This window comes from Saccharopolyspora pogona (assembly GCF_014697215.1).
Lineage (GTDB): Bacteria > Actinomycetota > Actinomycetes > Mycobacteriales > Pseudonocardiaceae > Saccharopolyspora > Saccharopolyspora hattusasensis.
The window spans coordinates 8,689,650-8,716,489 of sequence record NZ_CP031142.1 but is presented as its reverse complement, the minus strand read 5'-3'; the positions used below and the strand labels follow the sequence as shown (position 1 = coordinate 8,716,489).

General features: G+C 69.1%; 26 protein-coding genes and 1 pseudogene. 3 read left to right on the top strand and 24 right to left on the bottom strand.

Going from position 1 to position 26,840, the window contains the following annotated elements:
- Nucleotides 1–27 precede the first annotated feature (27 nt).
- From DL519_RS41170 to uvrC, 12 genes and pseudogenes are all read right to left on the bottom strand, one after another.
- Nucleotides 28–1,011: a bile acid:sodium symporter family protein gene (locus DL519_RS41170; protein ID WP_190823000.1), complete on the bottom strand. Its 984-nt coding sequence runs from the start codon at nucleotides 1,009–1,011 to the stop codon at nucleotides 28–30.
- 90 nt (nucleotides 1,012–1,101) lie between these two features.
- Nucleotides 1,102–1,962, bottom strand: coding sequence for an isocitrate lyase/PEP mutase family protein (locus tag DL519_RS41165; RefSeq protein ID WP_190822998.1), 861 nt, complete (start codon nucleotides 1,960–1,962; stop codon nucleotides 1,102–1,104).
- A gap of 589 nt (nucleotides 1,963–2,551) precedes the next feature.
- Nucleotides 2,552–2,629, bottom strand: a pseudogene (locus tag DL519_RS47880) (ribonuclease E activity regulator RraA); the annotation flags it as partial.
- Nucleotides 2,630–2,726: 97 nt separating this feature from the next.
- Nucleotides 2,727–3,071: an RNA polymerase-binding protein RbpA gene (locus DL519_RS41160; protein ID WP_190822997.1), complete on the bottom strand. Its 345-nt coding sequence runs from the start codon at nucleotides 3,069–3,071 to the stop codon at nucleotides 2,727–2,729.
- Between the two features lie 55 nt (nucleotides 3,072–3,126).
- Complete coding sequence (gene secG / locus DL519_RS41155) at nucleotides 3,127–3,360, bottom strand: preprotein translocase subunit SecG (RefSeq protein WP_010310736.1); 234 nt, start codon at nucleotides 3,358–3,360, stop codon at nucleotides 3,127–3,129.
- 201 nt (nucleotides 3,361–3,561) lie between these two features.
- Nucleotides 3,562–4,347 (bottom strand): triose-phosphate isomerase, encoded by a 786-nt coding sequence (gene tpiA, locus DL519_RS41150; RefSeq protein ID WP_190822995.1) that lies wholly within the window; start codon nucleotides 4,345–4,347, stop codon nucleotides 3,562–3,564.
- 2 nt (nucleotides 4,348–4,349) lie between these two features.
- The gene (locus DL519_RS41145) at nucleotides 4,350–5,552 is read right to left on the bottom strand and encodes a phosphoglycerate kinase (RefSeq protein ID WP_190822993.1); all 1,203 of its coding nucleotides are present in this window, start codon (nucleotides 5,550–5,552) and stop codon (nucleotides 4,350–4,352) included.
- A 183-nt stretch (nucleotides 5,553–5,735) separates the two neighbouring features.
- Nucleotides 5,736–6,746 carry a type I glyceraldehyde-3-phosphate dehydrogenase gene (gap, locus tag DL519_RS41140; RefSeq protein WP_190822991.1) on the bottom strand — a complete coding sequence of 337 codons (1,011 nt, stop codon included), beginning with the start codon at nucleotides 6,744–6,746 and terminating at the stop codon, nucleotides 5,736–5,738.
- Between the two features lie 288 nt (nucleotides 6,747–7,034).
- Nucleotides 7,035–8,021, bottom strand: a complete 987-nt coding sequence (gene whiA / locus DL519_RS41135; protein ID WP_190822989.1) for a DNA-binding protein WhiA — start codon at nucleotides 8,019–8,021, stop codon at nucleotides 7,035–7,037.
- Nucleotides 8,012–8,980 carry a gluconeogenesis factor YvcK family protein gene (locus DL519_RS41130; RefSeq protein ID WP_317891426.1) on the bottom strand — a complete coding sequence of 323 codons (969 nt, stop codon included), beginning with the start codon at nucleotides 8,978–8,980 and terminating at the stop codon, nucleotides 8,012–8,014. The genes whiA and DL519_RS41130 overlap by 10 nt, the downstream gene beginning before the upstream one ends.
- Nucleotides 8,977–9,855 (bottom strand): RNase adapter RapZ, encoded by an 879-nt coding sequence (rapZ, locus tag DL519_RS41125; RefSeq protein WP_010310747.1) that lies wholly within the window; start codon nucleotides 9,853–9,855, stop codon nucleotides 8,977–8,979. The genes DL519_RS41130 and rapZ overlap by 4 nt, the downstream gene beginning before the upstream one ends.
- Nucleotides 9,848–11,890 carry an excinuclease ABC subunit UvrC gene (gene uvrC, locus DL519_RS41120; protein ID WP_190822987.1) on the bottom strand — a complete coding sequence of 681 codons (2,043 nt, stop codon included), beginning with the start codon at nucleotides 11,888–11,890 and terminating at the stop codon, nucleotides 9,848–9,850. Before uvrC ends, rapZ begins: the two co-directional genes overlap by 8 nt.
- A gap of 137 nt (nucleotides 11,891–12,027) precedes the next feature.
- On the opposite strand from uvrC, the gene DL519_RS41115 reads away from it, so the two are divergent.
- Nucleotides 12,028–12,966, top strand: coding sequence for an MBL fold metallo-hydrolase (locus DL519_RS41115; RefSeq protein WP_190822986.1), 939 nt, complete (start codon nucleotides 12,028–12,030; stop codon nucleotides 12,964–12,966).
- 258 nt (nucleotides 12,967–13,224) lie between these two features.
- Here the strand turns inward: DL519_RS41115 and DL519_RS41110 are convergent, their stop codons facing one another.
- The 4 genes from DL519_RS41110 to DL519_RS41095 form a co-directional block, all read right to left on the bottom strand.
- Entirely contained in the window at nucleotides 13,225–14,304 is a 1,080-nt protein-coding gene (locus DL519_RS41110) for a glycoside hydrolase family 172 protein (protein WP_190822984.1), read from the bottom strand.
- A 92-nt stretch (nucleotides 14,305–14,396) separates the two neighbouring features.
- On the bottom strand, nucleotides 14,397–15,905 hold the full coding sequence (locus tag DL519_RS41105) for a hypothetical protein (protein ID WP_190822982.1): 1,509 nt from the start codon (nucleotides 15,903–15,905) through the stop codon (nucleotides 14,397–14,399).
- The gene (locus DL519_RS41100) at nucleotides 15,902–16,717 is read right to left on the bottom strand and encodes a hypothetical protein (protein ID WP_190822980.1); all 816 of its coding nucleotides are present in this window, start codon (nucleotides 16,715–16,717) and stop codon (nucleotides 15,902–15,904) included. Before DL519_RS41100 ends, DL519_RS41105 begins: the two co-directional genes overlap by 4 nt.
- 133 nt (nucleotides 16,718–16,850) lie before the next feature.
- Nucleotides 16,851–17,873, bottom strand: a complete 1,023-nt coding sequence (locus DL519_RS41095; RefSeq protein ID WP_223840088.1) for a beta/alpha barrel domain-containing protein — start codon at nucleotides 17,871–17,873, stop codon at nucleotides 16,851–16,853.
- Between the two features lie 157 nt (nucleotides 17,874–18,030).
- Between DL519_RS41095 and DL519_RS41090 the strand changes: the two genes are divergently transcribed.
- The gene (locus DL519_RS41090; RefSeq protein ID WP_317891425.1) at nucleotides 18,031–18,765 is read left to right on the top strand and encodes a DeoR/GlpR family DNA-binding transcription regulator; all 735 of its coding nucleotides are present in this window, start codon (nucleotides 18,031–18,033) and stop codon (nucleotides 18,763–18,765) included.
- 96 nt (nucleotides 18,766–18,861) lie between these two features.
- Here DL519_RS41090 and DL519_RS41085 read toward each other — a convergent pair whose 3' ends face one another.
- The 3 genes from DL519_RS41085 to DL519_RS41075 form a co-directional block, all read right to left on the bottom strand.
- The gene (locus DL519_RS41085; RefSeq protein WP_190822976.1) at nucleotides 18,862–19,650 is read right to left on the bottom strand and encodes a class I SAM-dependent methyltransferase; all 789 of its coding nucleotides are present in this window, start codon (nucleotides 19,648–19,650) and stop codon (nucleotides 18,862–18,864) included.
- A 41-nt stretch (nucleotides 19,651–19,691) separates the two neighbouring features.
- Nucleotides 19,692–21,095 carry a salicylate synthase gene (locus DL519_RS41080; RefSeq protein ID WP_190822974.1) on the bottom strand — a complete coding sequence of 468 codons (1,404 nt, stop codon included), beginning with the start codon at nucleotides 21,093–21,095 and terminating at the stop codon, nucleotides 19,692–19,694.
- Nucleotides 21,096–22,075: 980 nt separating this feature from the next.
- Nucleotides 22,076–22,270 (bottom strand): hypothetical protein, encoded by a 195-nt coding sequence (locus tag DL519_RS41075; RefSeq protein ID WP_190822972.1) that lies wholly within the window; start codon nucleotides 22,268–22,270, stop codon nucleotides 22,076–22,078.
- Between the two features lie 69 nt (nucleotides 22,271–22,339).
- Between DL519_RS41075 and DL519_RS41070 the strand changes: the two genes are divergently transcribed.
- Nucleotides 22,340–22,714, top strand: coding sequence for an FKBP-type peptidyl-prolyl cis-trans isomerase (locus DL519_RS41070; RefSeq protein WP_190822970.1), 375 nt, complete (start codon nucleotides 22,340–22,342; stop codon nucleotides 22,712–22,714).
- A 156-nt stretch (nucleotides 22,715–22,870) separates the two neighbouring features.
- Here the strand turns inward: DL519_RS41070 and DL519_RS41065 are convergent, their stop codons facing one another.
- The 5 genes from DL519_RS41065 to ribD are packed head-to-tail and all read right to left on the bottom strand — an operon-like array spanning nucleotide 22,871 to nucleotide 26,797.
- Nucleotides 22,871–23,314, bottom strand: a complete 444-nt coding sequence (locus DL519_RS41065) for a PH domain-containing protein (protein ID WP_190822968.1) — start codon at nucleotides 23,312–23,314, stop codon at nucleotides 22,871–22,873.
- Entirely contained in the window at nucleotides 23,311–23,808 is a 498-nt protein-coding gene (ribH, locus tag DL519_RS41060; protein ID WP_190822967.1) for a 6,7-dimethyl-8-ribityllumazine synthase, read from the bottom strand. The genes DL519_RS41065 and ribH overlap by 4 nt, the downstream gene beginning before the upstream one ends.
- Nucleotides 23,805–25,103, bottom strand: coding sequence for a bifunctional 3,4-dihydroxy-2-butanone-4-phosphate synthase/GTP cyclohydrolase II (locus tag DL519_RS41055; protein ID WP_190824524.1), 1,299 nt, complete (start codon nucleotides 25,101–25,103; stop codon nucleotides 23,805–23,807). The genes ribH and DL519_RS41055 overlap by 4 nt, the downstream gene beginning before the upstream one ends.
- Nucleotides 25,103–25,750 (bottom strand): riboflavin synthase, encoded by a 648-nt coding sequence (locus DL519_RS41050; RefSeq protein ID WP_190822965.1) that lies wholly within the window; start codon nucleotides 25,748–25,750, stop codon nucleotides 25,103–25,105. Before DL519_RS41050 ends, DL519_RS41055 begins: the two co-directional genes overlap by 1 nt.
- A 24-nt stretch (nucleotides 25,751–25,774) precedes the next feature.
- Nucleotides 25,775–26,797, bottom strand: a complete 1,023-nt coding sequence (gene ribD / locus DL519_RS41045) for a bifunctional diaminohydroxyphosphoribosylaminopyrimidine deaminase/5-amino-6-(5-phosphoribosylamino)uracil reductase RibD (protein WP_190822963.1) — start codon at nucleotides 26,795–26,797, stop codon at nucleotides 25,775–25,777.
- Nucleotides 26,798–26,840 lie beyond the last annotated feature (43 nt).

The following is a 26,840-nucleotide window of genomic DNA, read 5'->3' as shown; positions in this document are numbered from 1 at the left end:
TTCCGGTAGACGATCTCGGTCGGGGCGTCAGCCCACGCCGACGGATTCGGCCGCCTGCTTGGCGAAGCGGCGGGCCAGCCAGGCGCACCCGATCAGCTGCATCTGGTGGTAGATCATCAGCGGCAGCACCATCAACCCCAGCTCCGCGCTCCCGAACAGCACCGAGGCCATCGGCAGCCCACTGGCCAGGCTCTTGTTGGAACCGCAGAAGACCAGCACGATCCGGTCGCCGCGGGAGAACCCGAACCACCGCGCGAGCAGCGCGGTCCCGACGAGCGCCGCGGCGAGCAGCGCGCCGTCGACGACGATGAGCACGCCGAATCCCGCCGGGCTGAGCTGCTGCCAGACACCGGAAACCGTTCCCTCGCTGAACGCCAGGTACACCACGGCGAGGATGACGCCGCGATCCAGGAACCCGAGCACCTTGGCGCGGCGGCGGATCCACTCCCCGGCCAAGGGCCGCAGCAACTGTCCGATGCAGAAGGGCACGAGCAGCAGCAGGACGATGTCGCGCACCGCCTGCACGGTGAAACCGCCGGTGCCGCTGGTCATCAGCAGCCCCACCAGCAACGGGGTGAACAGCACGCCGAGCAGGTTGGAGAACGACGATCCGCAGATCGCCGCGGCCACGTTCCCGCCCGCCAACGAGGTGAAGGTGATCGCCGACTGCACCGTCGACGGCAGCAGGCACAGGAACAGCACCCCGAGGTACAGCGACTGCGGCAGCACCGCCGGCACCAGCACCGAAGCGGCCATGCCGAGCAGCGGGAAGAGGACGAACGTGGTCGTCAGGGTGGCCCCGTGCAGCTTCCAGTTCCGCAGCCCGTCCCAGGCCGCGGCGGTCGACAACCGGGCCCCGTAGAGGAAGAACAGGAACCCGATCGCCAGCTTGACCGCCTGGTCCAGGACGAGAGCCGGCTCGCCGCGAACGGGCACCAGCACGGCTGTCATCGCCACCAGCAGCAGTGCGACCACGTACGGATCCGGGCGCACTCGGGCGAGAATGGTCATCGAGAGTTCACCTCCCCAGTCGTGAGCGACCACCGGCCGGCCGCGCCGGATGCCGCGGCCGGCCGGTGGATGCGGATGTCCACCTCCCGATCACACGCCCAGCGGGACGCGCTTCGAGTGACGCCTGCTGATGTTCTGCTCCAACAGGCCCTGCGCGGCCGCGATGCCGCCCCGGCCGTCCCGCACCTCCGGCAACCGCCCGTCCTGCCGGCGCAGTTCGCTGAGCGCCTCGTCGATCGCCTGCTGCGCGGCGAACAGGCACGGGGTGCTGTAGATCGCGACGTCGACCCCGAGGTCCTGCAGTTCCGGCAGCGACACGCGCGGCGACTTCCCGCCCGCGATCTGGTTGAACAGCAACGGCTTGTCGCCGATGACCTTGCGGACCTTCTCGATCCACTCGATGCTGCGCACCCCGTCCACCAGCAGCACGTCCGCATCGGTCTCGGAGAGGGCCTCGGCGCGCCGCAGGATCTCCTTCTCCTCGGTGGCGTCCGTGCGGGCGACCACCACGAGGTCGCGCCTGGTGGCGAGGACGAGTTCGAGCTTGTCGAGGTACTCCTCCAGCGGGAGCACCTGCTTGCCGTCGACATGGCCGCACCGGCGGGGCCGCTTCTGGTCCTCCAGGATCACGCCGGAGGCGCCGATCAGTTCCAGCTGCTCGATCACGTGACAGGCCACCTCGGGGTCGACGTAACCGTCGTCGATGTCCACCAGGAGGTGCTGCCGCGGGAAGGCGAGCCGCAGGCGCTGCACGAAACCGACGATGTCCGGCCACGCGATGAATCCGATGTCGGGCAATCCGTAATGCGAGGCAGCGAAGCCGAAACCGGAAATGAACATCCCGGAATAGTGCTTGGCGGAAATCGAGGCCGAGAACATGTCGTAGACACCGATTAGCGGAGTGATCTGGTCGGACAGGATTTCCCCGCGAAGCGCGGTTCCGTAGTTCAACTCTTCTCCCGTTCGTATCCCTGAAACATTCTGCGGCGGACGACGGGAACAGCCGGAAGAACGGGTCGAAAGACCCGCGTCCGGTGCAGTATTGCTTCCTCCTTACCAGCTCAGACGCCCCCGCCATCTCGCTACGGAGATTATTAGAACGGAACGCTAGAAAACAAATCACAAATGGGTGCAACCGGACATTAGCCCGATGGGGGAGCAGGCAACCGATGTCGAATCATTTTCCGGAACAAATTTCGGGAATGATCGTAACGCGCGAACCTCGCCGAAATAACGATGCGATAAATCGACGGGTGAACCCGACGAGGGCACCGCGCGCCTGGGACACCGGGCCGCGCAGACCTGGTAGCCCGCGACGCAACCCGCGACGCGGCGCCGATTTGCGCCAACTAACCCAATCGGGCATCGCGTGACACACCGTCATCAACCGGTCGGAGCGGACTTCGCGCCCAGCCGCCGCGACCGGCCATGACTCGCGCGCCGGCAGGCGCTACGGCTCGGTGATCACCACGACACCGGCCTGATCGGCCACCACGTACTCGCCGGGGACGAACCAGACTCCGCCGAGCATGACTCGCTCGGACAGGACCTTCTTGAGCAGGGCGTTGTCCTGGAAGCAGGTGACCGTGCGGATCCGGCCTTCGAACGCCGCGCGTCCGCGCGGGCGCGTCGGGGGTGAGATCGACGTCGACTGACCCCGAACAGCAACCGGGCCGGGCGGGCGATTTCTCGCCCACCCGGCCCGGTCAGTTGATTCAGCGGCCCTTGCGTTCGCGGAGCTTGGTCAGCGCTTCCTCCAGGATGGCCATCCCGTCGGCATCGCTGCGCCGCTCCTTCACGTACGCCAGGTGGCTCTTGTACGGCTCGTTTCGCCGCGCCTCGGGCGGATTCTCCTGGTCCAAGCCCGCCGGCAGTCCGCAGCGCGGGCAGTCCCATTGCTCCGGCACCTCTGCGTCCATCGCGAACGACGGCCGGCTGTGGTGCCTGTTGGCGCACCAGTAGTCGACCCGTTTGCGCGGCGCGGCTTCTCCCCGCTCCGACTCGCCTACCGCGGGGCCCGAGCCCACACGAGTGCCGCGAATGGCGTTACCACCAGTCATCCATCCTCACCCATCAAGCGGCCCGAGGTCGTCGACCGGCTGGGAGCCGGGTCGATCAACCGATCTTGATCAACAGGCCGACCCCGATGATGGAGATGACCCACAGCGCCATGACGAACAACGTCATCCGGTCGAGGTTCTTCTCCGCCACACTGGAACCGGCCAGGTTGGACTGCATACCGCCGCCGAACAGCGAGGAGAGACCGCCACCCTTGGCCCGGTGCAGCAGCACCAGCAGCACCAGCAGCACACTCGTCACGATCAACATGATCTGCAGGAAAAGAGTCATCACGTCCTCGTTCGCACAGCGGTCCGCAACCAAGCGTACCGGGCCACCAACAGCGAGTTGACCACTGTCCACCCATTTTGCTGCCAGGACCGTCTCACACTGCTCCGTCTGGCGGATCCCAGGGGGGTGGGAAGTGGCCGTGGGACCGCAATTTCAATGGAAATCAGCGCTTCGATTTCCATTGAAATTGCGGCAAACCCGTCACGGCAGCGGGCCGCCGGCCGCCATCGCGGAGAGCTTGGCGAACTCGTCGCCGTTGAGGCTCGCGCCACCGACCAGTGCGCCGTCCACGTCCGCCTGGCCGATCAGGTCGCCGATGTTGCTCGACTTCACCGAGCCGCCGTAGAGCACCCGAACCTCGTCGGCGATCTCCTTGCCGTACTTCTCCGCCAACGCCGCCCGCAGCGATCCGCAGACCTCCTGCGCGTCCGCGGCGGTGGCGACCTTGCCGGTGCCGATCGCCCACACCGGCTCGTAGGCCACCACGACCTGGCGCACCTGCTCGGCCTTGAGGCCCTTGAGCGCGTTGATCAGCTGCGTGGCGCAGTGCTCGACGTGGCCGCCGGACTCGCGCACGTCCAGCTGCTCGCCGACGCACAGGATCGGCGACATGCCGTGCTTGAGGGTGGCGCGCACCTTCTTGCCGACCAGTTCGTCGGTCTCGCCGTGGTACTCACGGCGCTCCGAGTGGCCGACCACCACGTAGCTGCAACCCAGCTTGGCCAGCATCGGCCCGGACACGTCACCGGTGTAGGCCCCGGACTCGTGTTCGGAGATGTCCTGCGCGCCGTGCTTGAGCAGCAGCCTGTCGCCGTCGATGAGGGTCTGCACGCTGCGGATGTCGGTGAACGGCGGGAGCACCGCCACCTCGACCTTGGCGAAGTACTTCTCCGGCAACGCGAAGGCGACCTTCTGCACCAGGGCGATCGCCTCCAGGTGGTTCAGGTTCATCTTCCAGTTGCCGGCGATCAGTGGCTGCCTGGCCATGTTCAGCGCTCACCTTCCAGGACGGCCACTCCGGGCAGTTCCTTGCCTTCCAGGTATTCCAGCGACGCGCCGCCGCCGGTGGAGATGTGCGAGAAGCCGTCCTCGGGCAGTCCGAGGGTTCGCACCGCGGCGGCCGAGTCGCCGCCGCCGACGACGCTGAACGCGTCGGAGTCCACGATGGCCTGCGCGACACCACGGGTGCCGTCGGCGAACGCCGGGAACTCGAACACCCCGGCCGGGCCGTTCCAGAACACCGTGGCGGTGTCGCGGAGGATCCCGGCGAACAGCTCGACGCTGCGCGGCCCGATGTCCAGGCCCATCCAGTCGGCCGGGATCGCGTCGGCGGCCACGACCTGCTTCTCGGCGTCCGCGGCGAAGCGGTCGGCGGCCACCACGTCCAGCGGCAGCACCAGCTTGTCGCCGTGGTCGGCGAGCAGCTGCTTGGTGGACTCGATCTGGTCCTTCTGCAGCAGCGAGTTGCCGACGTTGTGGCCCTGCGCGGCCAGGAACGTGTATGCCATGCCGCCGCCGATGAGCAGCTTGTCGACCTTCGGCAGCAGCGCCTTGATGACGGCGAGCTTGTCGGAGACCTTCGAGCCGCCGAGCACCACGACGTACGGGCGCTTGGGGTCGCCGGTCAGGGTGCGCAGCACCTCGACCTCGGCGAGCACCAGGCCACCGGCGTAGGCGGGCAGCCGCTTGGCGACGTCGTAGACCGACGCCTGCTTGCGGTGCACCACGCCGAAGCCGTCGGAGACGAAGGCGGCGTTCGGGCCGACCAGCGCGGCCAGCTCATCGGCCAGCGCGCCGCGCTCGGCGTCGTCCTTGCTGGTCTCGCGGGCGTCGAAGCGGACGTTCTCCAGCAGCGCGACCGATCCGTCGGCCAGGCCCGCGACCACGGACTTCGCCGAGTCGCCCACCAGGTCGGTGGCCAGCGCGACGTCGGCGCCGAGCAGCTCGCCGAGCCGCCGCGCGACCGGGGCCAGCGAGAACTTGGGGTCCGGCTCGCCCTTCGGGCGCCCGAGGTGCGCGGTGAGCACCACCTGGGCACCGGCCTCGGTCAACTTCCGGACGGTCGGCAGGGAGGCGCGCACCCGGCCGTCGTCGGTGATCTTCTCGCCGTCCAGCGGCACGTTCAGGTCGGCGCGCACCAGAACACGCCGACCCCGAACGCCCTCGGACAGCAGATCGTCGAGGTTCTTCACGTCTGCTCCTCGCATAGCTACGGGAAGACCCGCACGAGCCGGGGCGGATTCGACGGCTCAGCTCGTGCGGGTCTCAAGGAGACTGGCTTTCAAGTGGCGAAGCCGCTCCCAGCGGTAGGCCGCCACCGCGGCGCGTGACTCGCCACCTGTCCCTCAGGTCTTGGTTGGAAAACCGTCTTCAGATCACGCCAGCTTCTTGGCGACCAGGTCGACGAGGTCGGCGAGGCGGTTGGAGTAGCCCCACTCGTTGTCGTACCAGCCCACGATCTTGACCTGGTTGCCGATGACCTTGGTCAGCGGTGCGTCGAAGATCGTCGAGTGCGGGTCGGTGACGATGTCGCTGGAGACGATCGGGTCCTCGTTGTACTTGAGGATGCCCTTGAGCTTGCCGTCGGCGGCAGCCGTCTTGAACGCCTCGTTGACCGAGTCGGCCGAGACGTCCTTCTGCACGGTCGCGGTCAGGTCGGTGACCGAACCGGTCGGCACCGGCACGCGCATCGCGTAGCCGTCCAGCTTGCCGTTGAGCTCCGGCAGCACCAGGCCGATGGCCTTGGCCGCACCGGTGCTGGTCGGCACCACGTTGACCGCGGCGGCGCGGGCGCGACGCAGGTCCTTGTGCGGGCCGTCCTGCAGGTTCTGGTCCGCGGTGTAGGCGTGGACCGTGGTCATCAGGCCCTGCTCGATTCCGAAGGTGTCGTTGAGCACCTTCACCATCGGGGCGAGGCAGTTGGTGGTGCAGGAGGCGTTGGAGATGATGGTCTGCGAGCCGTCGTACTTGTCGTCGTTGACGCCCAGCACCACGGTCAGGTCCTCGCCCTTGGCCGGGGCGGAGATGATGACCTTCTTCGCACCACCCTCGTCCACGTGCTTGCGGGCGTCCGCGGCGTTGGTGAAGAAGCCGGTGGACTCCACGACGACGTCGACGCCCAGGTCGCCCCACGGCAGCTTGCCCGGGTCACGCTCGGCGAGGATCTTGATGAGCTTGCCGCCCACCTCGATGCCCTCACCGGTGACCTTCACCTCCTGGTCGAGACGGCCGAGGATGCTGTCGTACTTGAGCAGGTGGGCCATGGTCGCGACATCGCCCAGGTCGTTGGCGGCCACGATCTCGATGTCGTGCTCACTGGCGGTCGCGGCCCGCCAGAAGTTCCGCCCGATCCGACCGAAGCCGTTGATACCTACGCGAACGGTCACGCCGATCTCTCCTCGTGACTGACCCGGCCGGCGACGCGGCGGGTGAGGTTGATGGTCTCGACATCACCCTATCTGCCAGCGAGGCCGTCGCACGCGGGCGGGCGAACGACCTCACCCTCCGGAACCGCGATGCCTCCCAACAGCCGCAACGGGCCCTCGACGAACCGCGACAACATCCGCATCAGCGCAGGTGAACGTGCTGCGAAGCGGCCGGCTCTGCGCCGTCGCGACCGTCGCGACCCGTGATCGGCATCTCTGCAACGGTTCTGGTTCCGGTCCTCTCGGAGGTCAGGCCTCCGCCTCCAGCATCTCGGCCGTCACCGCGGACTCGGTGTCCGGAACACCCAGCTCCCGGGCGCGCTTGTCGGCCATCGCCAGCAGCCGGCGGATCCGGCCGGCCACCGCGTCCTTGGTCATCGGCGGGTCCGCCAGCTGGCCGAGCTCCTCCAGCGATGCCTGCCGGTGCGCCAGTCGCAGCCGGCCCGCCACCGTCAGGTGGTCCGGAGCCGTCGGGCCCAGCAGCTCCAGCGCCCGCCCGACCCGCGCGGCCGCGGCGACCGCGGCGCGCGCCGAGCGGCGCAGGTTGGCGTCGTCGAAGTTCGCCAGCCGGTTGGCCGTCGCCCGCACCTCGCGGCGCATCCGGCGCTCCTCCCACGCCAGCACGCTGGAGTGCGCACCGAGCCGGGTCAGCATCGCGCCGATCGCGTCGCCGTCGCGGACCACCACCCGGTCCGCGCCGCGCACCTCGCGCGACTTCGCCGCCACGCCGATCCGCCGCGCGGCACCGACCAGCGCCAGCGCCGCCTCCGGCCCGGGGCAGGTGACCTCCATCGACGAGGACCGGCCCGGCTCGGTCAGCGAGCCGTGCGCGAGGAAGGCGCCGCGCCACGCCGCTTCGGAGTCGCAGGCGCCGCCGGAGACGACGTGCGTGGGCAGGCCGCGCACCGGGCGGCCGCGCGGGTCGAGCAGACCGGTCTGCCGGGCCAGGCCCTCCCCGTCCTTGACCACCCGCACCACGTACCGGGTGCCCTTGCGCAGCCCGCCGGAGGTGATCATGTGCACGTCGGAGGTGTGCCCGAACAGCTCGTGGACCTCCTTGCGGAGCCGGCGCGCCGTGGAGCCGCTGTCCAGCTCGGCCTCGATCACCACCCGGCCGGCGACGATGTGCAGCCCGCCGGCGAAGCGCAGCAACGAGGAAACCTCAGCCCGTCGGCAGCACGTCTTCGTCACCGACAACCGGCTCAACTCGTCCTTGACCGCCGCGGTCATCGCCACCGGTCCGTCCTCCTCTTCAGTGCGGCGCGCAGACTGGCCGCGAGCGCCCCCGGGTCGTGCCGTCCCGGCACGGCCGGCGCGGCGATCTTGTCCAGCAGAGTCTGCGCACCCATTCCGGCCCCCGCAGCGCGGAGCCGATCCGGGGTTGGCACCGAGTCCGCGTCGGCCAACACCGCGTCGACCCGCAGCCGGGGTGCGTGCTGCGAGAGTACGTCGAGGTGCTGTTCGGGTGAGAAGCCCGCCGTCTCCCCCGGTTGTGGGACGAGGTTGAGCACCACCACGCGGCGCGCGGGAGTGGTCACCAACGCCTCGTGCAACTCCGGGACCAGCAGGTGCGGCAGCACGCTGGTGAACCAGGAGCCGGGGCCCAGCAGCACCAGATCGGCGTCCAGCACCGCCCGAACGGCCTGCGGGCAGGCGGCCGGTTCCTCGTTTCCGTTCGCGTGCAATCGGACCTGTTTCACCCGTCCGGGCGTACTGGCGATCGCCACCTGCCCCCGGATCGTGCGTACCGCTTCCGGGTCAGAGTCCAGCCCGACGACGTCGGCGGCCATGTCCAGCGGCACCGTCGACATCGGCAGCACCCGGCCCCGCACGCCGAGCAGCCGGCAGGCGTGGTCGAGCACCTCGACCGGATCGCCGAGCACTTCCAGCAGCCCGGCCAGCACCAGGTTGCCGACCGCGTGCCCGGCGAGGGCCCCGCTGCCGCCGAAGCGGTGCTCGAACACCGTCGACCACAGCTGCCCGTCGGCGTCGGTGTCGGCGAGCGCGGCGAGCGCCTTGCGCAGGTCGCCGGGCGGCAGCATGCCCAGCTCGCGGCGCAGCCGGCCGGAGGACCCGCCGTCGTCGGCGACCGTCACCACGGCCGTCACGTCGGAGGTGATGCGGCTCAGCGCCGACAGCGTCGCGTGCAGGCCGTGCCCGCCGCCCAGCGCGACCGCGCGCAGCGGGGCGCTCACTCGCGCCCCAGGTCCCGGTGCACCGTCTTGACCATCATCCCGTCGTCCTCGGCCAAGCGGCGGGCCAGTTCCTCGGCCAGTGCCACGCTGCGGTGCTTGCCACCGGTGCAACCCAGCGCCAGCGTCAGGTACCGCTTGCCCTCCCGGTGGTAACCGGCCCCGACCAGCCGCAGCAGCTGCTGGTAGCTCTGCAGGAACTCCTCCGCGCCCTCCTGGCCGAGCACGTAGTTGCGGACCTCGTCGTCGAGGCCGTTGAACTCGCGCAGCTCCGGGATCCAGAACGGGTTCGGCAGGAACCGGCAGTCCATCACCAGGTCGGCGTCCATCGGCAGCCCGTACTTGTAGCCGAAGGACAGCACGGTCAGCCGGGTGCGGGTGCTGGCCTCGGTGCCGAAGGCGTCCTCGATCTTGGACCGCAGCTGGTGCACCGACAGGCTCGTGGTGTCCAGCACCAGGTCCGCCTCGGAGCGCAGCTTGGACAGCAGCGACCGCTCCGCGGCGATCCCGTCGGCCAGCCTGCCCTCGCCCTGCAGCGGGTGGCCGCGCCGCACCTGCTCGAACCGGCGGATCAGCACCTCGTCGGTGGCCTCCAGGAACAACACTTTCGGCTTGTAGCCGCGGGCGTCCAAGTCCTTGATCACCGCCCCCAGGTCCTCGGTGAACGCGCGGCTGCGCACGTCCATCACGACCGCGACGCGGGTGACCGCGCCGCTGGAGCGCGCCCCCAGCTCCACCATCGTCGCGATCAGTTCCGGCGGCAGGTTGTCCACCACGAACCAGCCCAGGTCCTCCAGGCATTTGGCCGCGGTGCTGCGCCCCGCCCCGGACAGGCCGCTGACGACGGCGACCTCGATGCCCGACTGCTCCTCAGTCACTGCTCTCCCCTTCAGCGTTGTCGGCGCCGGGCGCTGCCCGGTCGTCCGGCACCGGGCGTCGCCCGGTTTCCGCGCCGGCCGCCAGCGCCGAATGCACGGTCTCGGCGGTGCGGCGGCCGATCCCGGGGACCGCGGCGATCTCGTCCACCTCGGCCTGGCGCAGTTTGCGCACCGAACCGAAGTGCTTGAGCAGCGCCGCGCGGCGGGTTTCGCCCAGTCCCGGAATCGCGTCCAATGTGGAGCTTGTCATGCGCTTGGCGCGCTTCTGGCGGTGGTAGCTGATGGCGAAGCGGTGCGCCTCGTCGCGGACCCGTTGCAGCAGGTAGAGCGCCTCGCTGGTGCGGGCCAAGATCACCGGGTCGGGGTCGGCGGGCAGCCAGACCTCCTCCAGCCGCTTGGCCAGCCCGATGACCGCGACGTCGGTGATGCCCAGCTCCGTCAGCGCGTCGGCGGCGGCGTTGGCCTGCGGCGCGCCGCCGTCGATCACCAGCAGGTTCGGCGGGTAGGCGAACTTGCGCGGGCGGCCGGTCTCCGGGTCGATCGCCGCGCCGACGGGACCCGATCCGGTCTGCTCAGCCGGGGTACCGGCCTTGGCCGTTTCGCTGAGGTAGCGGTGGAAGCGGCGGCGCACCACCTCGTCGATGGAGCCGACGTCGCCGCCCTCGGCACCCTCCCGGACCTCGAAGCGGCGGTACTCGGACTTGCGCGGCACGCCGTCCTCGAACACCACCAGCGACGCCACCACATCGCTGCCCTGCACGTGGCTGACGTCGATGCACTCGATCCGCAGCGGCGCGGTGTCCAGCGCCAGCGCCTCCTGGAGCTCCTGCAGCGCCGCCGAGCGGGCGGTCAGGTCGCCGGCGCGGCGCAGCTTGTACTGCTGGAACGACTCCTTGGCGTTGCGCTCGACGGTCTCCATCAGCGCGCGCTTGTCGCCGCGCTGCGGCACCCGGAGGCTGACGCGGCTGCCGCGCAGCTCGCTGAGCCAGCCGGCGATCGCGTCCGCGTCGTCGGGCAACTGCGGCACCAGCACCTCGCGCGGCACCGGGCTGCCCCCGGCGTCGGCCTGGTCGGCCAGCGACGCCTGCTCGCCGTAGAACTGGGTGAGGAACTGCGAGGTGAGTTCTGAGGTGCCGGTCTCCGTGCCATCAGCATTGGCGACCTTGTCGATGACCCAGCCGCGCTGGCCGCGCACCCGGCCGCCGCGGATGTGGAAGATCTGCACGGCGGCGGCGAGCTCGTCCTCGGCGAAGGCCACCACGTCGGCGTCGGTGCCGTCGCCGAGGACCACCGCCTGCTTCTCCATCGCACGCCGCAGGGCCTCCAGATCGTCGCGCAGCCGGGCGGCGCGCTCGAACTCCAGCTCCGCGGACGCCGCCTGCATCTCCTTGTCCAGCTTGCGCATCAGCTGATCGGTGTGCCCGGCGAGGAAGTCGCAGAAGTCCCCGACGATGGACCGGTGCTCGTCGGCGGAGACCCGGCCGACGCACGGCGCCGAGCACTTGCCGATGTAGCCGAGCAGGCAGGGGCGGCCGATCTGCGAGTGCCGCTTGAACACCCCGCCGGAGCAGGTGCGCGCGGGAAACACCCGCAGCAGCAGGTCGAGCGTTTCGCGGATCGCCCACGCATGCGCGTACGGGCCGAAGTAGCGGACGCCCTTGCGGCGCGGGCCGCGGTAGACGTGCAGCCGCGGGAACTCCTCGTGCAGGGTCACCGCCAGCACCGGGTACGACTTGTCGTCGCGGTAGCGGACGTTGAACTTCGGGTCGTACTCCTTGATCCAGGAGTACTCCAGCTGCAGCGCCTCGACCTCGGTGCCGACGACGGTCCACCGCACGCCGGTGGCGGTGGTGACCATCTGCCGGGTCCGCGGGTGCAGCCCAGCGAGGTCGGCGAAGTACGACGAGAGCCTGCTGCGCAGGCTTTTCGCCTTGCCGACGTAGATCACGCGGCCATCGGCATCGTGGAACCGGTACACGCCGGGGGCGTCCGGGATCGTGCCTGGTGCTGGTCGGTAAGTGGACGGGTCGGCCACGCCTCCACCCTACGTGCGCGGACCGACTGCCCGGATCTCGGTGCGCCGCTTACCGCGGGCGGCCCGGCAGGGCACACTGGGTGGGGCTTTCGATGATCGCTCTTAGCCGGGATCCGCACCTTGCCGGGAGGTCAGCCGTGAACGACGAGAACGCCCACCCCGATCGCGCGACGCTGTCCGAGGTCGGCCCTGGTGTGCACGCGTGGGTCCAGCCGGACGCTTCGTGGTGGATCAACAACGCCGGGGCGGTGCTCGGCGACGACGGCATCGTGCTGGTCGACACCTGCGCGACCGCGCAGCGCACCCGCCGGTTCCTGGACGCGGTGCGCGCCGCCGGCGGGGACGCGCCGATCCGGTTCGCGGTGAACACCCACCTGCACGGCGACCACACGCACGGCAACGCCCTGCTGCCCGACTCGACTGTCCTCATCGGACACTCCGCGACCCGCGCGGGCATCCTGTCGGACACGCTGCTCACGGATCTGCCGCCGGTGTGGGAACCGATGCCGGAGTGGGGCATCACCGAGCACCGCGCGCCGACGGTGGTGCTGGAGGATTCGCTGACCTTGCACAGCGGCGACCGCCGGATCGAGCTGCACCACCCCGGGTACGCCGCGCACACGCCCGGCGATGTGGTGGCGTGGGTGCCGGATGCCGCGGTGCTGTTCACCGGCGACCTGATCTTCCACGGCGTCACGCCGCTGGTGTTCATGGGTTCGGTCGAGGGCGCGCTGAAGTCGCTGGACTGGCTGGCCGGTTTCGCGGCGGCGAAGGTGGTGCCGGGCCACGGCTCGGTCCTGCCCCGCTCGTCGTTCCCGCGGGTGCTGGAGGACCACGCCCGCTACTACCGGTTCGTCCTGAACACGGCCCGCCAGGCCCGCACCGACGGCCTCTCGCCGCTGGAGGCGGCCCGGCGCTGCGACCTCGGCGAGTTCGCGGCGTGGCCGGACCGCGAACGCATCGTCCTCAACCTGCACCGCGCCTACGCCGACGCCGACGACACCGACCTCGACATGGCGGCGGCGTTCGCCGACGCGATCACCTACAACGGCGGCCCCCTCCGCTGCGCGGTGTAGCGAACCTTTCGGGATGAAGGGCATTTTCGGGCAATCGAGTTGCCCGAAGATGCCCTTCGCCCCTCTTCGTCTTTGAAGCGGCGAAGCCGCTTAGCCCACCCTCGCCACTTGCACCGCCGCGGGTTCTCAGACGTCGTCTGGCGAGGACAGCCCCAGCGCCGCGTATTGGTCATACACAAGTCGGGGATCCCGGAGACCAGACGGCGTCTGAGGTTCCGCCACCCGCACCGCCACGCAAAACGAGTTTGGAAACGACCTCTACAAGGGGCGGACGAGGCGGTCGGTGACTGGCGCGAGGGTCACCGGTAGCGCCGGGAGCGTCTGGTACCAGTAGGCGACCGACGAGACGTCGTCGGAGCGCTTGTTGGCGTGCCCGTGCTCGATGGTCGCCTTGATGGACTTCTCGAACACCACCGGGTCTTCGACGTGGAAGCGGTAGTAGGACACCTGCCCGCTCCAGTTCGGCCCGCCCGGCATGGTCAGCCCGTGGTAGGGCGCCTGGTACTGCTGGGTCGGGCACCACGCGGTGTTGAAGTAGTCCTCGGTGCCGGTGCCGTGCAGCCGCGGCGGCCAGGGCTCGCCGTCGATGAAGAACATGTCGTCGCCCTCGCCGTACCAGTTCCAGTCGGTGGTCTGGCGGAGGTTGTGCACGTTGAGCACCGTTCCGACGTAGTGCCCGCGGCCCTCGGCCTCCAGCAGCACGTAGTTGCCCGCGCCGTCGGTGTTGGTGCCGCCGAAGAGGAACTCCTCGTTGCTCTGGCCGCCCTGCTCGACGCCGTCGGTGGGGTTCTGCCGCCGCCACTGCGCGTGGAAGTAGCCCAGCTCCGGGTCGGCCTCGCCGTAGGTCTCGTAGTCGACGTAGTAGTAGAACGTCACCGGTTTGACGCTCATCTCGCTGATCAGCTCGAACCTGGCGCGCCCGGCGAAGGGCATCGCGAACCAGCAGTTGAAGCCCTTGCCGTCCTGCGGGCTCATCTGCAGCGGCGCGGACGCGAAGTTGCCGCTGCGGCCGTGCCCCATGCCGAAGAAGTCCCCCAGCGGCACCAGCACGGCCGGGTGCGGCGAGTCGTCCCAGGTGATCTTCAGGACGAGCCGGCGCAGGTAGTCGCCTTCCAGCTCGGCCGGTTTGCCCACGTGGTCGACGGCGACGGTGCACCAGATGTGGGTGATCACGCCGGGTCCGGCGATGTCGGCCAGCTCCCTGGTCTCGCCCGGCTCGACGCGCATGTTGTCGGTGTTGCCGCCGGTGCGGTCCCAGCTGGACACCCGGCCGCGCCGAGTTTGCCGCAGCCTGGGCAGATCCCGCAGGCTGCTGCCGAATTCCCCGTATCCGGACACGATTCCTCCCCAGTGGTAGCGACTATGCTCCTGATCAAGTTCTACCACGCAGTGGCGGCAGGACGGGAGTTTTCACCGATCGCCGCGCAGATTCATGGCGCTTCTTGGACTTCCCGCGATACCGGCGCGAAAGTGCCTTCCTGCCAGTGGAATCGGTCGATGACGAAGAGGCTCGGGCGGTAGTGGTCGTCGGATTCCCGCCAGCTCCACGACTCGGCGGTGAGTTCGCCGCCGTCCAGCATCACGGCCACCGGGAGCAGTCCCCTTCCCTCCGGACCGGGATCGCCGCCCAGCAGTTCCTGGATCAGGCGCGGCGATTCGGGCGGGGAGCCGCCGTCGTAGACCCGCACCGCGTTCAACTGGGCATCGCCGGCCAGGGAGCAGCTGACCACGAGTACCGCGTCGGGACGGCCGTCGCCGGTCACGTCCTGGAACTGGGCGTGCTGCACCGGCTTGGGCAGTCCGGGGTCCGGGTCGCAGCCGCGTTCGGCCAGCACCTGCCGCCAGTCGGCCCCGCCGAGCGGGCCGTAGGGATCCGGGCCGCACATCCGCGCCGCGGAAGGCGTCGCCGTTGCGCAGTCGCGAACGTAGGCGTCCCAGGTGAGGAACTTGGCGCCCGGGGAGGACAACGTCGAGAACACCAGCGCGGAGTCGCCGAGCCGGTATTGCACCGCGCCGTTGCGGTAGACCCCGCGGGTCTCCAGGATTCGCGCGATCTCGCCGGGGTCACCGATGTCCACCGACGTTCCGTCGTCGGTGCTGCCGTCGTCGACGACCAGCGGTGTCGACATCAACGACCGCACCTCGTCGGCCCGGTCCTGGCAGGCCATGTCGTGTATGCCTTGCAGCACCATGACCGCCTGATCGCTGAGCGCGCCCGGCGGCAGGTCCTGGATCGCGAGGTTCGCGGGTCGGCAACCGCCGCGCGACTCGCCCGGCCGCAGGAAGTGCGTGCCCACCTCGCGGTCGAACCTCTCCAGCAGCGGCGGGTAGATCTCGGCCACCGTCTCCAACGGGGCCGTGTAAGCGCCGACGGCCACCAGCCACTCGCCGGACATCGTGAATGTCCACACTGGACCGCCGATGATGAGCACGTCCTGCTCTCCCGTGGTGACGTCGGTGTTGGTGAACAGCGCCGACACATCGCCGAACCAAGGGCGCGCGATCTTCGTCCAGACCTGTTCGCCGCCGTCGGCCTGGCGCCGGCAGTTGCCGGCCGAGCGCAGCGCGTCCTGCACCTGCGCCACGCGCTCCCGGTCCACCCGGACGACCGCCACCTGCACCGGCGTATCCGCGTCGAGAACGTAGCTCGCGAAACCGGCGGAGCTCGTCGTGCGGAACTGCTGGATGGCCGGTACCGGCGCGCAATCCTGCACCGCCGCGAGGAAGCTGTTCCGGTCCAAGTCGTCCTCCCGCGACCGGAAGCGGCCAACGCCTGCGGCGGGCAACAACTCGGCCAGCTGCCGCGGCGAAAGCTCCGGCGCCGGATGCCGTTGCGGTGCGGCGTCTTTCGGCCGGCTCCACCAGATCCCCGCCGCCACGCCGAGCACGACGATGCCGACGAGGGCCAGCACCCGCAGTCCGTACCTCGCGCCGCTCATCCGCAGCTGCCCGCGGGATTGCGCGCCGGGTCCGGGAAGGTCCAGCCGTCCCGGCCGCTCCAGTTGAACACCGACCCGTAGTGGTCGCTGACGCCGCTCATCTCGAACTCGCCGCCGGCGGGCTTTGCGGTGTAGGTCTGCGGCGTCCCGTCGATGACCAGGTCGACGTCGATCACCCAGCGGTAATGGCCCCGGGCGGCGCGCGATTCGACCTGGAACACGACCGTCTCGCCGTCCGCGAGCTGCTGGGCCTGGTCGGCGAAGTACGGCCCGCCGAGCTTCCCGCCGTCGAGAACCCGTGCTGCCGGGCGGAATTCGTCCAGGTCGAACCCGATCTTCTCGGCCGGGAGACCGCCCTGCGGCGGGATGCAGAACAGGGTCCCGTCGATGTCCGGCTCGCGGCTGAGGATCCGGGCGTGCATGCTCGTGATCACCACGTCGCGGGAGCGAGCGCCCTCGATGGTCACGGTGGTGCCGTGCACGCCGGCCTTCACGCTGCGCCGCAGCACCGGCGAGTCGGACAGGAACTGCTCCGGGGTCCCGATTTCCGCCGCCTGCTGCCGCGAGACCACCTCGGGCAGCGCGTAGCTGTGATCGTCCAGCTGGCCGCCGTCCGAGCTCGCCCACACCAGCACGGGCGGTCGGGACGCATCCCGCGCGGCGTTCCACAGCGCGGGCGCGGCGATCCCGGTCAGCGCGGCGACAAGCCCCACGACCACGAACGCCGGGCCGCGCAGCAAGCGCTGCCACCACCTGCGTCGCGGTGACGGGGCCGGTGATTCGGGCTCCGCCGCTGATTCCGTCTCCACCAAGCGCCGCCTCCTTGGCTACGCCCAATATCTACGAGATCACCGAGCGTACCGAGTACGCGCACACCTGTGGCTAGATTCGTCCGATCACCGTTGCCGCAGCGGCGAAAGTCGCCCGATGCGACCAACGCGGCGGTCAGCGCTCCGGGGGCGTGTAGTTCTCGATGCGGCGCAGCAGGTTCCGGATCCGGGCCGCGTACAGCGGGGACAGGGCGTAGCCCGGGTAGCTGGCGAACCAGCTGGCGCTGCCCAGGCTGACCGCGTCGGCGCCGGCCCAGAAGTACTCGCGGCAGTCGTCGAAGCTCCGGATGCCGCCGGTGGCGATGATCGGCAGCGTCACCCCGGCGTCGCGCAGTTCCTTGACCACGCGCAGGCCGATCGGCTTGATCGCGCGGCCGGAGAGCCCGCCGAAGCCGTTCTTCAGCAGCGGCTGCCCGGTGTTCGGGTCGAGCCGCAGGCCCTTGACGGTGTTGATCGCGGTCAGCGCCGACACCCCGTGCCGGTCGGCCAGCCGGGCGTGGCCCAGGTAGTCGTAGTCCGGCGACAGCTTCAGGATCACCGGGTGGTTGCTGCGCGGCACCGCTTCGGCCAGCACCGATTCGATGATCTGGTTGAAGTCGAAGTTGACGTTGTGGCAGGAGACGTTGAACTCGACCGCGGCGATCTCGCCGACCGGCACCGCGGCGTTGACCTTGTCGACCAGCGTGACGAACTCCTCGGCGGAGAATCCGCCGACGGAGATGATGGTGTTCTGCTCGCGGGTGCGCGGGTAGTAGTCGCGCAGGTAGGCGTCGATGCCGACGTTGCACCAGCCGAAGGCGTTGAGCCAGCCGCCGTCGACCTGCCGCAGCGCCTGCGCGTAGCGCTTGATCAGCGAGGGCAGCTCGTGCAGCGGCCACACGTCGCGGGTGGTGAAGTGCCCCTCACGGGGTTCGACGGTGACCGTGCGGGTGGTGACCGCGCCGAACCGGGCCAGCGGCACGAACTGCGAGATCGGGCTCATGCCGTAGGGCACCAGCTTGGTGTTGGCCACGCCATAGCCGAGCAGGCTGGACGAGGTCACCAGGCGGTTGCGCAGTCTGATGTCGCCGAGCCGCACGCCGAGCTCGGACGGGACGTCTCGCACCAACCGAAGGTTGCGCTCCTGGGCCACGCTCACGATCTCCTCCTACCCGACGTCTCCGCGCCGTCAAGTCCCATTGTCCCTCACCCGGAGCAATGCACCGCGCCGGGTTCGCTCAATCTGACCGTTCGCAGGATTGCCTTTTGAACATGCTGATTGTTCGATAGCACTCGTGGAGAGTTCGGAACGCACTTTGACGATCATCGAACGCCTGCGGCGAGCGGAGCGGGTGACGGTGGCGGAGCTGGCCGAAGCGACCCGGTCGTCGGAGATGACCATTCGGCGCGACCTGGACCAGCTCGCCGAGCAGGGCGTGCTGCAGCGGGTGCGCGGCGGCGCGGTGAGCCTGCTGCGCGGCCACTCCGCGCCGTTCCCGGTCCGCGAGCGCGACGAACCAGCGGTCAAGAAGCGGTTGGCCGCCGGGGTCGAGGAGCTGATCACGGACTGCGAGTCGGTGATCATCGACAGCGGCACGACGACGCTCGAGGTGGCCAGGCGGCTCGCCAACCGCCGGATCACCGCGATCCCGCTCGATCTGCACTCGGCGAACGCGCTGAGCAACGCGCCGCAGGTCGACCTGCTGCTGCCGGGTGGGCGGGCGAAGCCCGGCGAACTGTCGTTCACCGGCCACCTCGCCGAGACGTCGCTGCGCGCCCTGCGGGTGGACACCGTCGTCCTCGGCGTGTGCGGGCTGTCCGCAACGCACGGCGTGACCGCGCACGGTTTGGCGGAGGTGCCGGTCAAGCAGGTAGCGGTAGCCGCCGCCCAGCGCGTCATCGCGGTCTGCCACGGCGCCAAGTTCACGCGCACCGGCCTCGGTCTGGTGTGCCCGATCACCGATCTCGACGTGGTGGTCACCGACCAGAGCGCACCGGCGGACGCATGCGCGGAACTGGCCGCGGCGGGGGTGGAGGTCCGGGTTGTCTGACACCCCCGTCGCGGTCCACCAACGAGCCCGCTGAGTCTTCGCCGATTTCCTTCCAGCAAAGCAGGAAGGCAACGACGTGCGGCGCGGAAGCTCACGTCATCGTCGACGGCATCCCCGCGTATTCACCAACGGGTAGGAGTTGACCACGAACCGCGGATCCTCCAGGAGGGACCAGAAAGCCCGCAACTCCTCCGGTGCCACGCCGCCATCGATCAGCTGGGCTTCGACTTGCTCGGAGTTGACGCGGTGCAACCGGGTGCCGACGCCGCCGCCTGTCCAGGATTCGGCGTAGGTCGTGGAAGAAACCTCTTCCAGTCCGGCTTCCGACATGGCCGCGTGGGCCTTGCGTGCCCACACCAGGTCGGCTCCGGCATTGATCAGGAGGTGCATCAAGCGGCTGTGCACTTTCTCAAACAGGCTGATCGCACCAGGGTCCGACGCGGCCAGCACCGGAGTCCACTCGCAGTCGAACTCTTCCAGAACTAGCCACCCACCTGGCTTCAGCGCGGTGATCAGGCGATCGAGCACTTCCCGCCGTTGCGGAAGGTGCAGGAGCACCAAACGGGCGTGGATGAGGTCGAACTCGGATTCGGGCAGTTCATCGTGAACGATGTCGTGCTGTTCGACCGTGAGGTTCGCGCGTTCATGGCACCGCGCGGTTTGCGGCGCGATGTCGGTGAGCAAAACGCGTCCCTCGGGGCCCACGGTATCGGCCAGCCACGCACCGAGCGATCCGCCGCCGCCTCCCACCTCCAGGCAATTCCATCCTGATCGGACACCCAACCGCGTCAGGTTGTCACGGGTCACGTGGTCGTAGCACGTCTCCAGAACGGAGAACCGCGCTGGCGCTTGGTCAGCCGCGTTATCGAACAAGTACTGGGACATGGGAGCCTTCTCTCTGGTACTCGGGTTGCCAGCAGGGGCGGTCAGGCGACATCACCGGTCGAACCGACCATCGTGGCCGAGGGAACCCCAACCAGGACTTGCGATGGGATCCCGATCTCCGGTTCCGGTCGCTTCGCTTGAGCGACCAAGTGCGGACGCACAGAGCCCAACTTCTCGATGGTTTCTTGCAGTTCGCGCTCGGGCCGAGATTGGGCCACGACACCGGCGCCGGCCCGCAACCAGGTGCGTCCCTCGAAGGAGAAGGCGCTGCGCAGCACGAGCGCGGCGTCGATCGAGCCATCGGCGCCGACGGTCATGACCGTGCCCGCGTACAGACCACGCGACGGCTCGTGCGTGCGGATGGCCTCGTAAGCCGCGTGCTTGGGCACACCGCTGGCCGTCACGGCGGGGAAAACCGCGGCAAATGCTTCCCAGGGGTTTCCGTCCTCGGGCAGTTGACCGGCCACTCTGGATGCGAGGTGCTGAACCGAACCTCGCTCCTTGACCGCCATGAACTCCTCCACGATGACCGTTTCGGGCCTGCATGCTGTGGTCAGTTCGTCCACCGCAATCTTGACGGAGATGGCGTGCTCGTGGAGTTCCTTGGGGTCGGCGAGGAGATCGTCACGCAGCGCCTGGTCGCCCTCGGGATCACCCGTCAAGGCGCGGGTGCCCGCCAGCGGCTGGCTGACGACGCGCTGGTGTGGATCGACCTCGACCACCGTTTCCGGGCTAAATCCGAACGCCTGCATGCCTCCCATCCGCAGCAGGAACGAACGGGCCGGCGTGTTGGCCCGGCGGCCGCGCAAGTAACTGGCGGGGAAATCGATCTTTTCTTCGACAGGCACCACACGAGACAGCACGGCTTTCTGCAACCGGCCCGCCTGGATGTCTCTGACTATGGCACTGACGCTCGCCTGGTAGCTGTCCGCGGTGGTGTCGAGCCGGACGTCGACGGAACCGTGCGGTGAAGAAGGCGCCGGCACTGGCGGGACGGTGAGGGCATCCTCGACCCTGGCCAGCATCGTCCTGTCCAGGCTCCGTACTAGCGCGTGTTCAGGAGTGAGTTGAATCTCCGTCTCGGGGATGACCAGGTGCAGCAAGACGTGTTCGTCAGTCGCGATGCCGGCGATGGCGTACGCCAATTCGAAGGCGCTCCAGCCGTAAGCCCGCCAGTCGGCGATGTCGACCGTGGCCAAGAATGCCTGGACCACCGCTAGCGGATCGCCGCGCCAGGGGCTTTCCGTCGTCTGGCCATGTTGGGTGACCCGCACGGTGTTCGGTCCGAGGACGAATTCGGCGGCGACGCCACCGGCGATCCACCAGCCGAAGGGGTCTTCGTAAACCACGTACGTGTCGAAGATACCCGAGCTAGCGAGCCCAGTAGACACGGCGATTGCGTCGGCGTGCGTTTGAACCACTGCTGTGCGGTAATGACGGTTCATCCTGATCCTTTCAAATGTTACGGACCACGCACCGAGGTTGACCGACTGCGGGCCAGATGACCAGCTCACTCGGTCGACATCGGGAACCGAAGTTCCGCAAGAGGCTGGGAAAGAATTGTTATTCTTCGTGCGAATAAGCGCAAATAAACCCGTTCCGGAACCCTTCACACCGTCGACAATCATACTAAAATACTGGTTGGCGCAGACCAAAGCATTGCACCGACTTGCACAACGCCCACCTAGTGGAGATCAATCCCGCCACATAGTTCAAGAGGGCGTGAGTACATCCACCCAAACGGCCCAACATCAGAGCCGATCTGGATGCAGTTGTTCGTATGTCGGCAGAAACGGCCTGTTCGGTCCAGCTCCCGCAACGCGCTATTAGATATTTCCCAAAGCGGACTTTTTGGTGCATTTTGAGCGACCGCGGTTACCGAACAACAGCGAGGCCAGCACAGCGAAGGCGACCTCGTCGCCTGAAATCCGCGTCGGCGTATCCCTTCCAGCGGAAGCAACTGGTCACAACAGGGCACGTCGCCGGTTTAACGACCCGGATTGTGCCCAGGTCGCCTCGCCAGAGACGCGTAGTGTACGGCGTTGGCGATGTTCTCGTATTCCAATCTGGCGATCAGCGAACACTGAGGGTTCAACGGCTTTTTGGAAGCAACCGACTTGTTGCAATAATAATTAAACGAGAGGAATCCAGCTTGGTTTCCAGTCTTGGCGACCACAAGCGGAATTAGCGAACCACTGAATGCACCTCCAGAGTCAGCTGAAATCGACGCGATTTTGTCTACCGTGACCGCACTATCGCCCCCTAACTTTACTGCAGGGTGCAAAAGTGGGCGTACGTCTGGCGCTCGGCGTTGCCCAATCGGGCACCTGCTTTGATCAATCGGGCAATTTCCTACCGTCGGGGCCGAGCATAGTCGTGGCGATCGAGTGCTAAAAATCCTTTATAGCCAGCGGCCGGCGAGTACCTATTCAGCCTCGGATATCGCCGCGTCGCACATGGCGTGCGCCTCGTCGACCGCCGTGATCAGCGAGTCCGCGGTCAGCCCCCGGCGGCAGGTTCGCGCCCTCGCCGAACCTGGGCCGAACGCGCCTGAGCCGACACCACATTCGCCCATCAGCGCCGCGTCGGAGCTCCGCGGGCGGGTGCGTGCGCTCCGCATGGGACTGTTCGAGAGAATTCGTCCGCAGCCGTGCACGGCGCTGCGCACCATCGATCAAGGAGAACGCACGTGAGCATCGAGAAGCCTAAGGTCGACCCGCCGACCGGTGAGCCCCCGGCGGACCTGCAGATCGAGGACATCAAGGTCGGTGACGGCCCGGGGGCCACGGCCGGCACCGTTGTGGACGTCCACTATGTGGGTGTTTCGCACAGCACCGGCGCGGAGTTCGACGCGAGTTGGAACCGCGGCCAGCCGCTGCGGCTGAAGCTCGGCGCAGGTCAGGTCATCGCGGGCTGGGACCAGGGCCTGCAGGGCATGAAGGTGGGCGGCCGTCGCCGGCTCACCATCCCGCCGCAACTCGCCTACGGCGCCCGCGGTGCCGGCAATGTCATCAAGCCCGGCGAGACGCTGATCTTCGTCTGCGACCTGGTGTCGGCCAGCTGACAGCTGCGGCACCGCTTGGGGCCGTTGCAGGATTTTTCGCGCGAAACCGGTGCTTGCCAGGCATGGCGAACCGCCGGTTTCGCACGAAATCGCTGCTAATACCGACGCGTCACCGGGCTGTTTCCGAACCCGCCCGGAGACCGGTCCCTGGTGTCGCTACGCCGCGGAACCGGCCTGGCGGCGGAGTTCGCGGAGCCGGCGCATCGCGGTGATCGCCTGCTCGCCGTCGGCGGCCTGGATCGCCATGATCGGCACGTACTCGTCCTCGGGCAGCTCCAGCCGGGCCCACGAGGCGCCGTCCGGGAAGCTGAAGGCCTGCACCAGCGGCCACGAGTAGCGCTGGGTGCCGATGATGTTGCGGACCTCCACCCCGTCGGCGTCGGCGCGCAACCGGGGCCGGGTCAGCAGCAGCACGCCGGCACCCAGCAGCACGCCCAGCAGCACCATCGACACCTGGTCGGACACCGAGAAGAACGCGCCGGTCGGGGTGTTCCGCAGCAGAAGGCCGGCGACCGCGAACACCAGCACCAGCGCAACCGCGACCGGGATAGCCACCCGCCGCACCTTCCGCGGCCGGACCTCCACCCGCTCCGCACTCACAGGAATCCTCGCTCTCCGTCCCAGCCGCGCAGCTCCCGCAGCACCAGTGCCGTCTCCAGCGCCGCCGCGGTCGCCTCGAAGCCCTTGTCCTCCACCGAGTCGTCGAACCCGGCCCGCTCCTCGGCCTGCCGCATGGTGTCGCAGGTCAGCACGCCGTTGCCGATGGCCGTCGACTCGTCCAGCGCCACCCGGGTCAGGCCCTGGGTGACCGAGTCGCAGACGTACTCGAAGTGCGGGGTGCCGCCGCGGATCACCACGCCGAGCGCGACCACCGCGTCGTGCTGGTGCGCCAGCTGCTGGCAGACCACCGGGAGCTCGATCGAGCCGGGCACCCGCACCACGGTCGGCTCGGCGATGCCCGCCTCCTTCGCCGCCGCCAGCGCGCGGGAGAGCATCTGCTCGACGAGCCGCTCGTGCCAGCGGATCGCGGCGATTCCCAACCGCAGGTCGTCCGCTTTCGGCACGCTGATCCGCGGCCGCCCCTCGCCACTCATGCCGTAACTCCAGTCTCGCCATTGATCGAGGAGTCCTCGCCATCGTCGAGATTGTCCAGCAGGTGGCCCATCCGGTCGCGCTTGGTGCGCAAGTAGCGGATGTTCTCCGGGTTCGGGCGGATCGGCAGCGGCACGCGGTCCACGATCCGCAGCCCGTAGCCCTCCAGCCCGACGCGCTTGGCCGGGTTGTTGGTGAGCAGCCGCATCGACTTCACGCCCAGGTCGCACAGGATCTGCGCGCCCTGCCCGTAGTCGCGGCTGTCGACCGGCTTGCCCAGCGCGACGTTGGCGTCCACGGTGTCCGCGCCGTCGTCCTGCAACTGGTAGGCCTGCAGCTTGTGGATCAGCCCGATGCCGCGGCCCTCGTGGCCGCGCATGTAGAGGACCACGCCGCGACCGGCCTCGGCGACCTTGGCCATCGCCGCGTCCAGCTGCGGGCCGCAGTCGCAGCGCAGCGAGCCGAGCACGTCGCCGGTCAGGCATTCGGAGTGCACCCGCACCAGGATGTCCTCGCCGTCGCCGATCTCGCCGTAGACCAGGGCCAGGTGCTCGATGCCGTCGATGGTGCTGTCGTAGCCGAAGGTGCGGAACGTGCCGTGTGCGGTGGGGATGCGGGCCTCGGCGACGCGCACCACCTGCTTCTCGAAGCGGCGGCGGTAGGAGATCAGATCGGCGATGGTGATCAGCGCCAGGTCGTGCTCCTCGGCGAAGACCTCCAGCTCGTCGCGGCGGGCCATGTCGCCCTCGGACTTCTGGCTGACGATCTCGCACAGCGCACCGGCCGGGCGCAGCCCGGCGAGGCGGGAGAGGTCTACTGCGGCTTCGGTGTGCCCGGGGCGGCGCAGCACGCCGCCGTCGCGGGCGCGCAGCGGCACGACGTGGCCGGGCCGGGTGAGGTCCTTGGCGGTCGACTCCTCCTCGGCCAGGACGCGCAGCGTCTTCGCGCGGTCGGCGGCGGAGATGCCGGTGCTCACGCCCTCGGCGGCGTCGACCGTGACCGTGTAGGCCGTGCCCTTGCGGTCCTGGTTCCAGTAGTACATCGGGGGGAGGTCGAGGCGGTCGCAGTCCTCGCCGGGGAGACCGACGCAGATGTAGCCGGAGGTGTAGCGGACCATGAACGCCACCAGCTCGGGCGTCGCCTTCTCCGCGGCGAAGATCAGGTCGCCTTCGTTCTCGCGGTCCTCGTCGTCGACCACCACCACCGGGCGCCCGGCCGCGATGTCGGCCAACGCGCGCTCGATGCTGTCGAACTTGTTCGTGCTCACCGTGTTCGCAACCTCGTCCTCGGGGTTCATCACCGCGTCTCCCTGACGCCGCCATTGTCCCCCGAACGGCCCTGCGCACCATGGTCCTGGTGGGCCAGTTGCGCTGCGGCGAGCCGTTCCAGGTGCTTGGCCAGCACATCCACCTCGATGTTCACTTCGTCACCCGGCTCGCGCCGCCCCAGCGTGGTCAGCTCCTTGGTGGTGGGGATCAGCGCGATGCTGAACCCGGTTTCGCCGGCGTCCACCACCGTCAGCGATACCCCGTCTACGGTGATCGAGCCCTTCTCCACCAGGTAGCGGGACAGGCGTTGCGGCAGGTCGAAGCGGGTGAGCCCGTCGGCGTCGGTGCCGCGCAGCACCGCGGTGCCGTCGACGTGGCCCTGCACGATGTGCCCGCCGAGCCGGTCGCCGAGCGCCATCGCGCGCTCCAGGTTGACCCGGTCGCCCGGCGCGATGCCCTTCATCGAGGAGCGGCGCAGCGTTTCGGCCACCACGTCCACGGTGAACCGTCCGTCTCCCACCGTCACCACGGTGAGGCAGACGCCGTTGACCGCGATCGAATCGCCGTGCTTGGCATCTTCGGTCACCACCGGCCCCGCGATGGTCAACCGGCTGCCGTCGGCCAACGGTTCGACCGCTTCGATGGTGCCGAGCTCCTCGACGATCCCGGTGAACACCTGCTGCCTCCTAGCAATACCCGCTCAGCGGTCCAGCGGGACCGCGCTGACCCGCACGTCCGGGCCACTCATAGTCGTCTCTTCGACATGCAACCGCCATGCCTCCGAGATGCTTCCCACTCCCGCTTCGCCGAGGGCGGCCGGCCCGGCTCCGAGCAGCAGCGGGGCGATGTAGGCGAGCACCCGGTCCAGGCACCCCGCCGCCACGAACGCCCCGGCCAGCCGCGGGCCGCCTTCCAGCAGGACGTCGACGATGCCGCGGTCGGCGAGGGCGGCGAGCACCGCGGCCGGGTCGCCGCCGGGCAGCTGGATCGTTTCCGCCGCGTCGTCGAAGACCTTTGCGCCGCGCGGGATCTCGCGGTCGCCGACGACGACGCGCAGCGGCTGCCGGGCCGGCAGCGTGCCGTCCGGCGCACGGGCGGTCAGGTGCGGGTCGTCGGTGAGGACCGTGCCGGTGCCCGCGACGATCGCGTCCATCTGCGCACGCACCCGGTGCACCTCGGCCCGGGACTCGGCGGAGCTGATCCACTTGCTGGTGCCGTCGGCGGCGGCCGAGCGACCGTCCAATGTGGCCGCGTACTTCCAGGTCACGTGCGGCCGCCCGGTCCGGGCGAAGTGCAGCCAGGCCCGCAACGGCCCCCGCTCCACCTCACCGACCAGAAGTCCACTGTGGACGTCGATGCCCGCGGCGTGCAGCATGTCGGCGCCACCGGCGGCCTGCGGATTGGGATCGGAAACCGCGTGCACCACGCGCGCGATCCCGGCCGCCCGCAGGGCATCCGTGCACGGCGGTGTCCGGCCGGTGTGCGAGCAGGGCTCCAGCGTGACCACGGCGGTGCCACCGGCGGCGCGCTCCCCCGCCGCACGCAGCGCGACGATTTCCGCGTGCGGCCCGCCCGGCGGCCGCGTCGCGCCGACGCCGGCGACCTCGCCGCCGGCATCCAGCACCACGCAACCCACCGGTGGGTTGGGGCTGGTCGTGCCGCGCACCTGCTCGCTCGCTGCGATCGCGGTGCGCATCGCCTGCTCCTCGGCACGAGCGACCATCGCTCCCCTCCCATCCCCGCAATTTCAATGGAAATCAAACCGT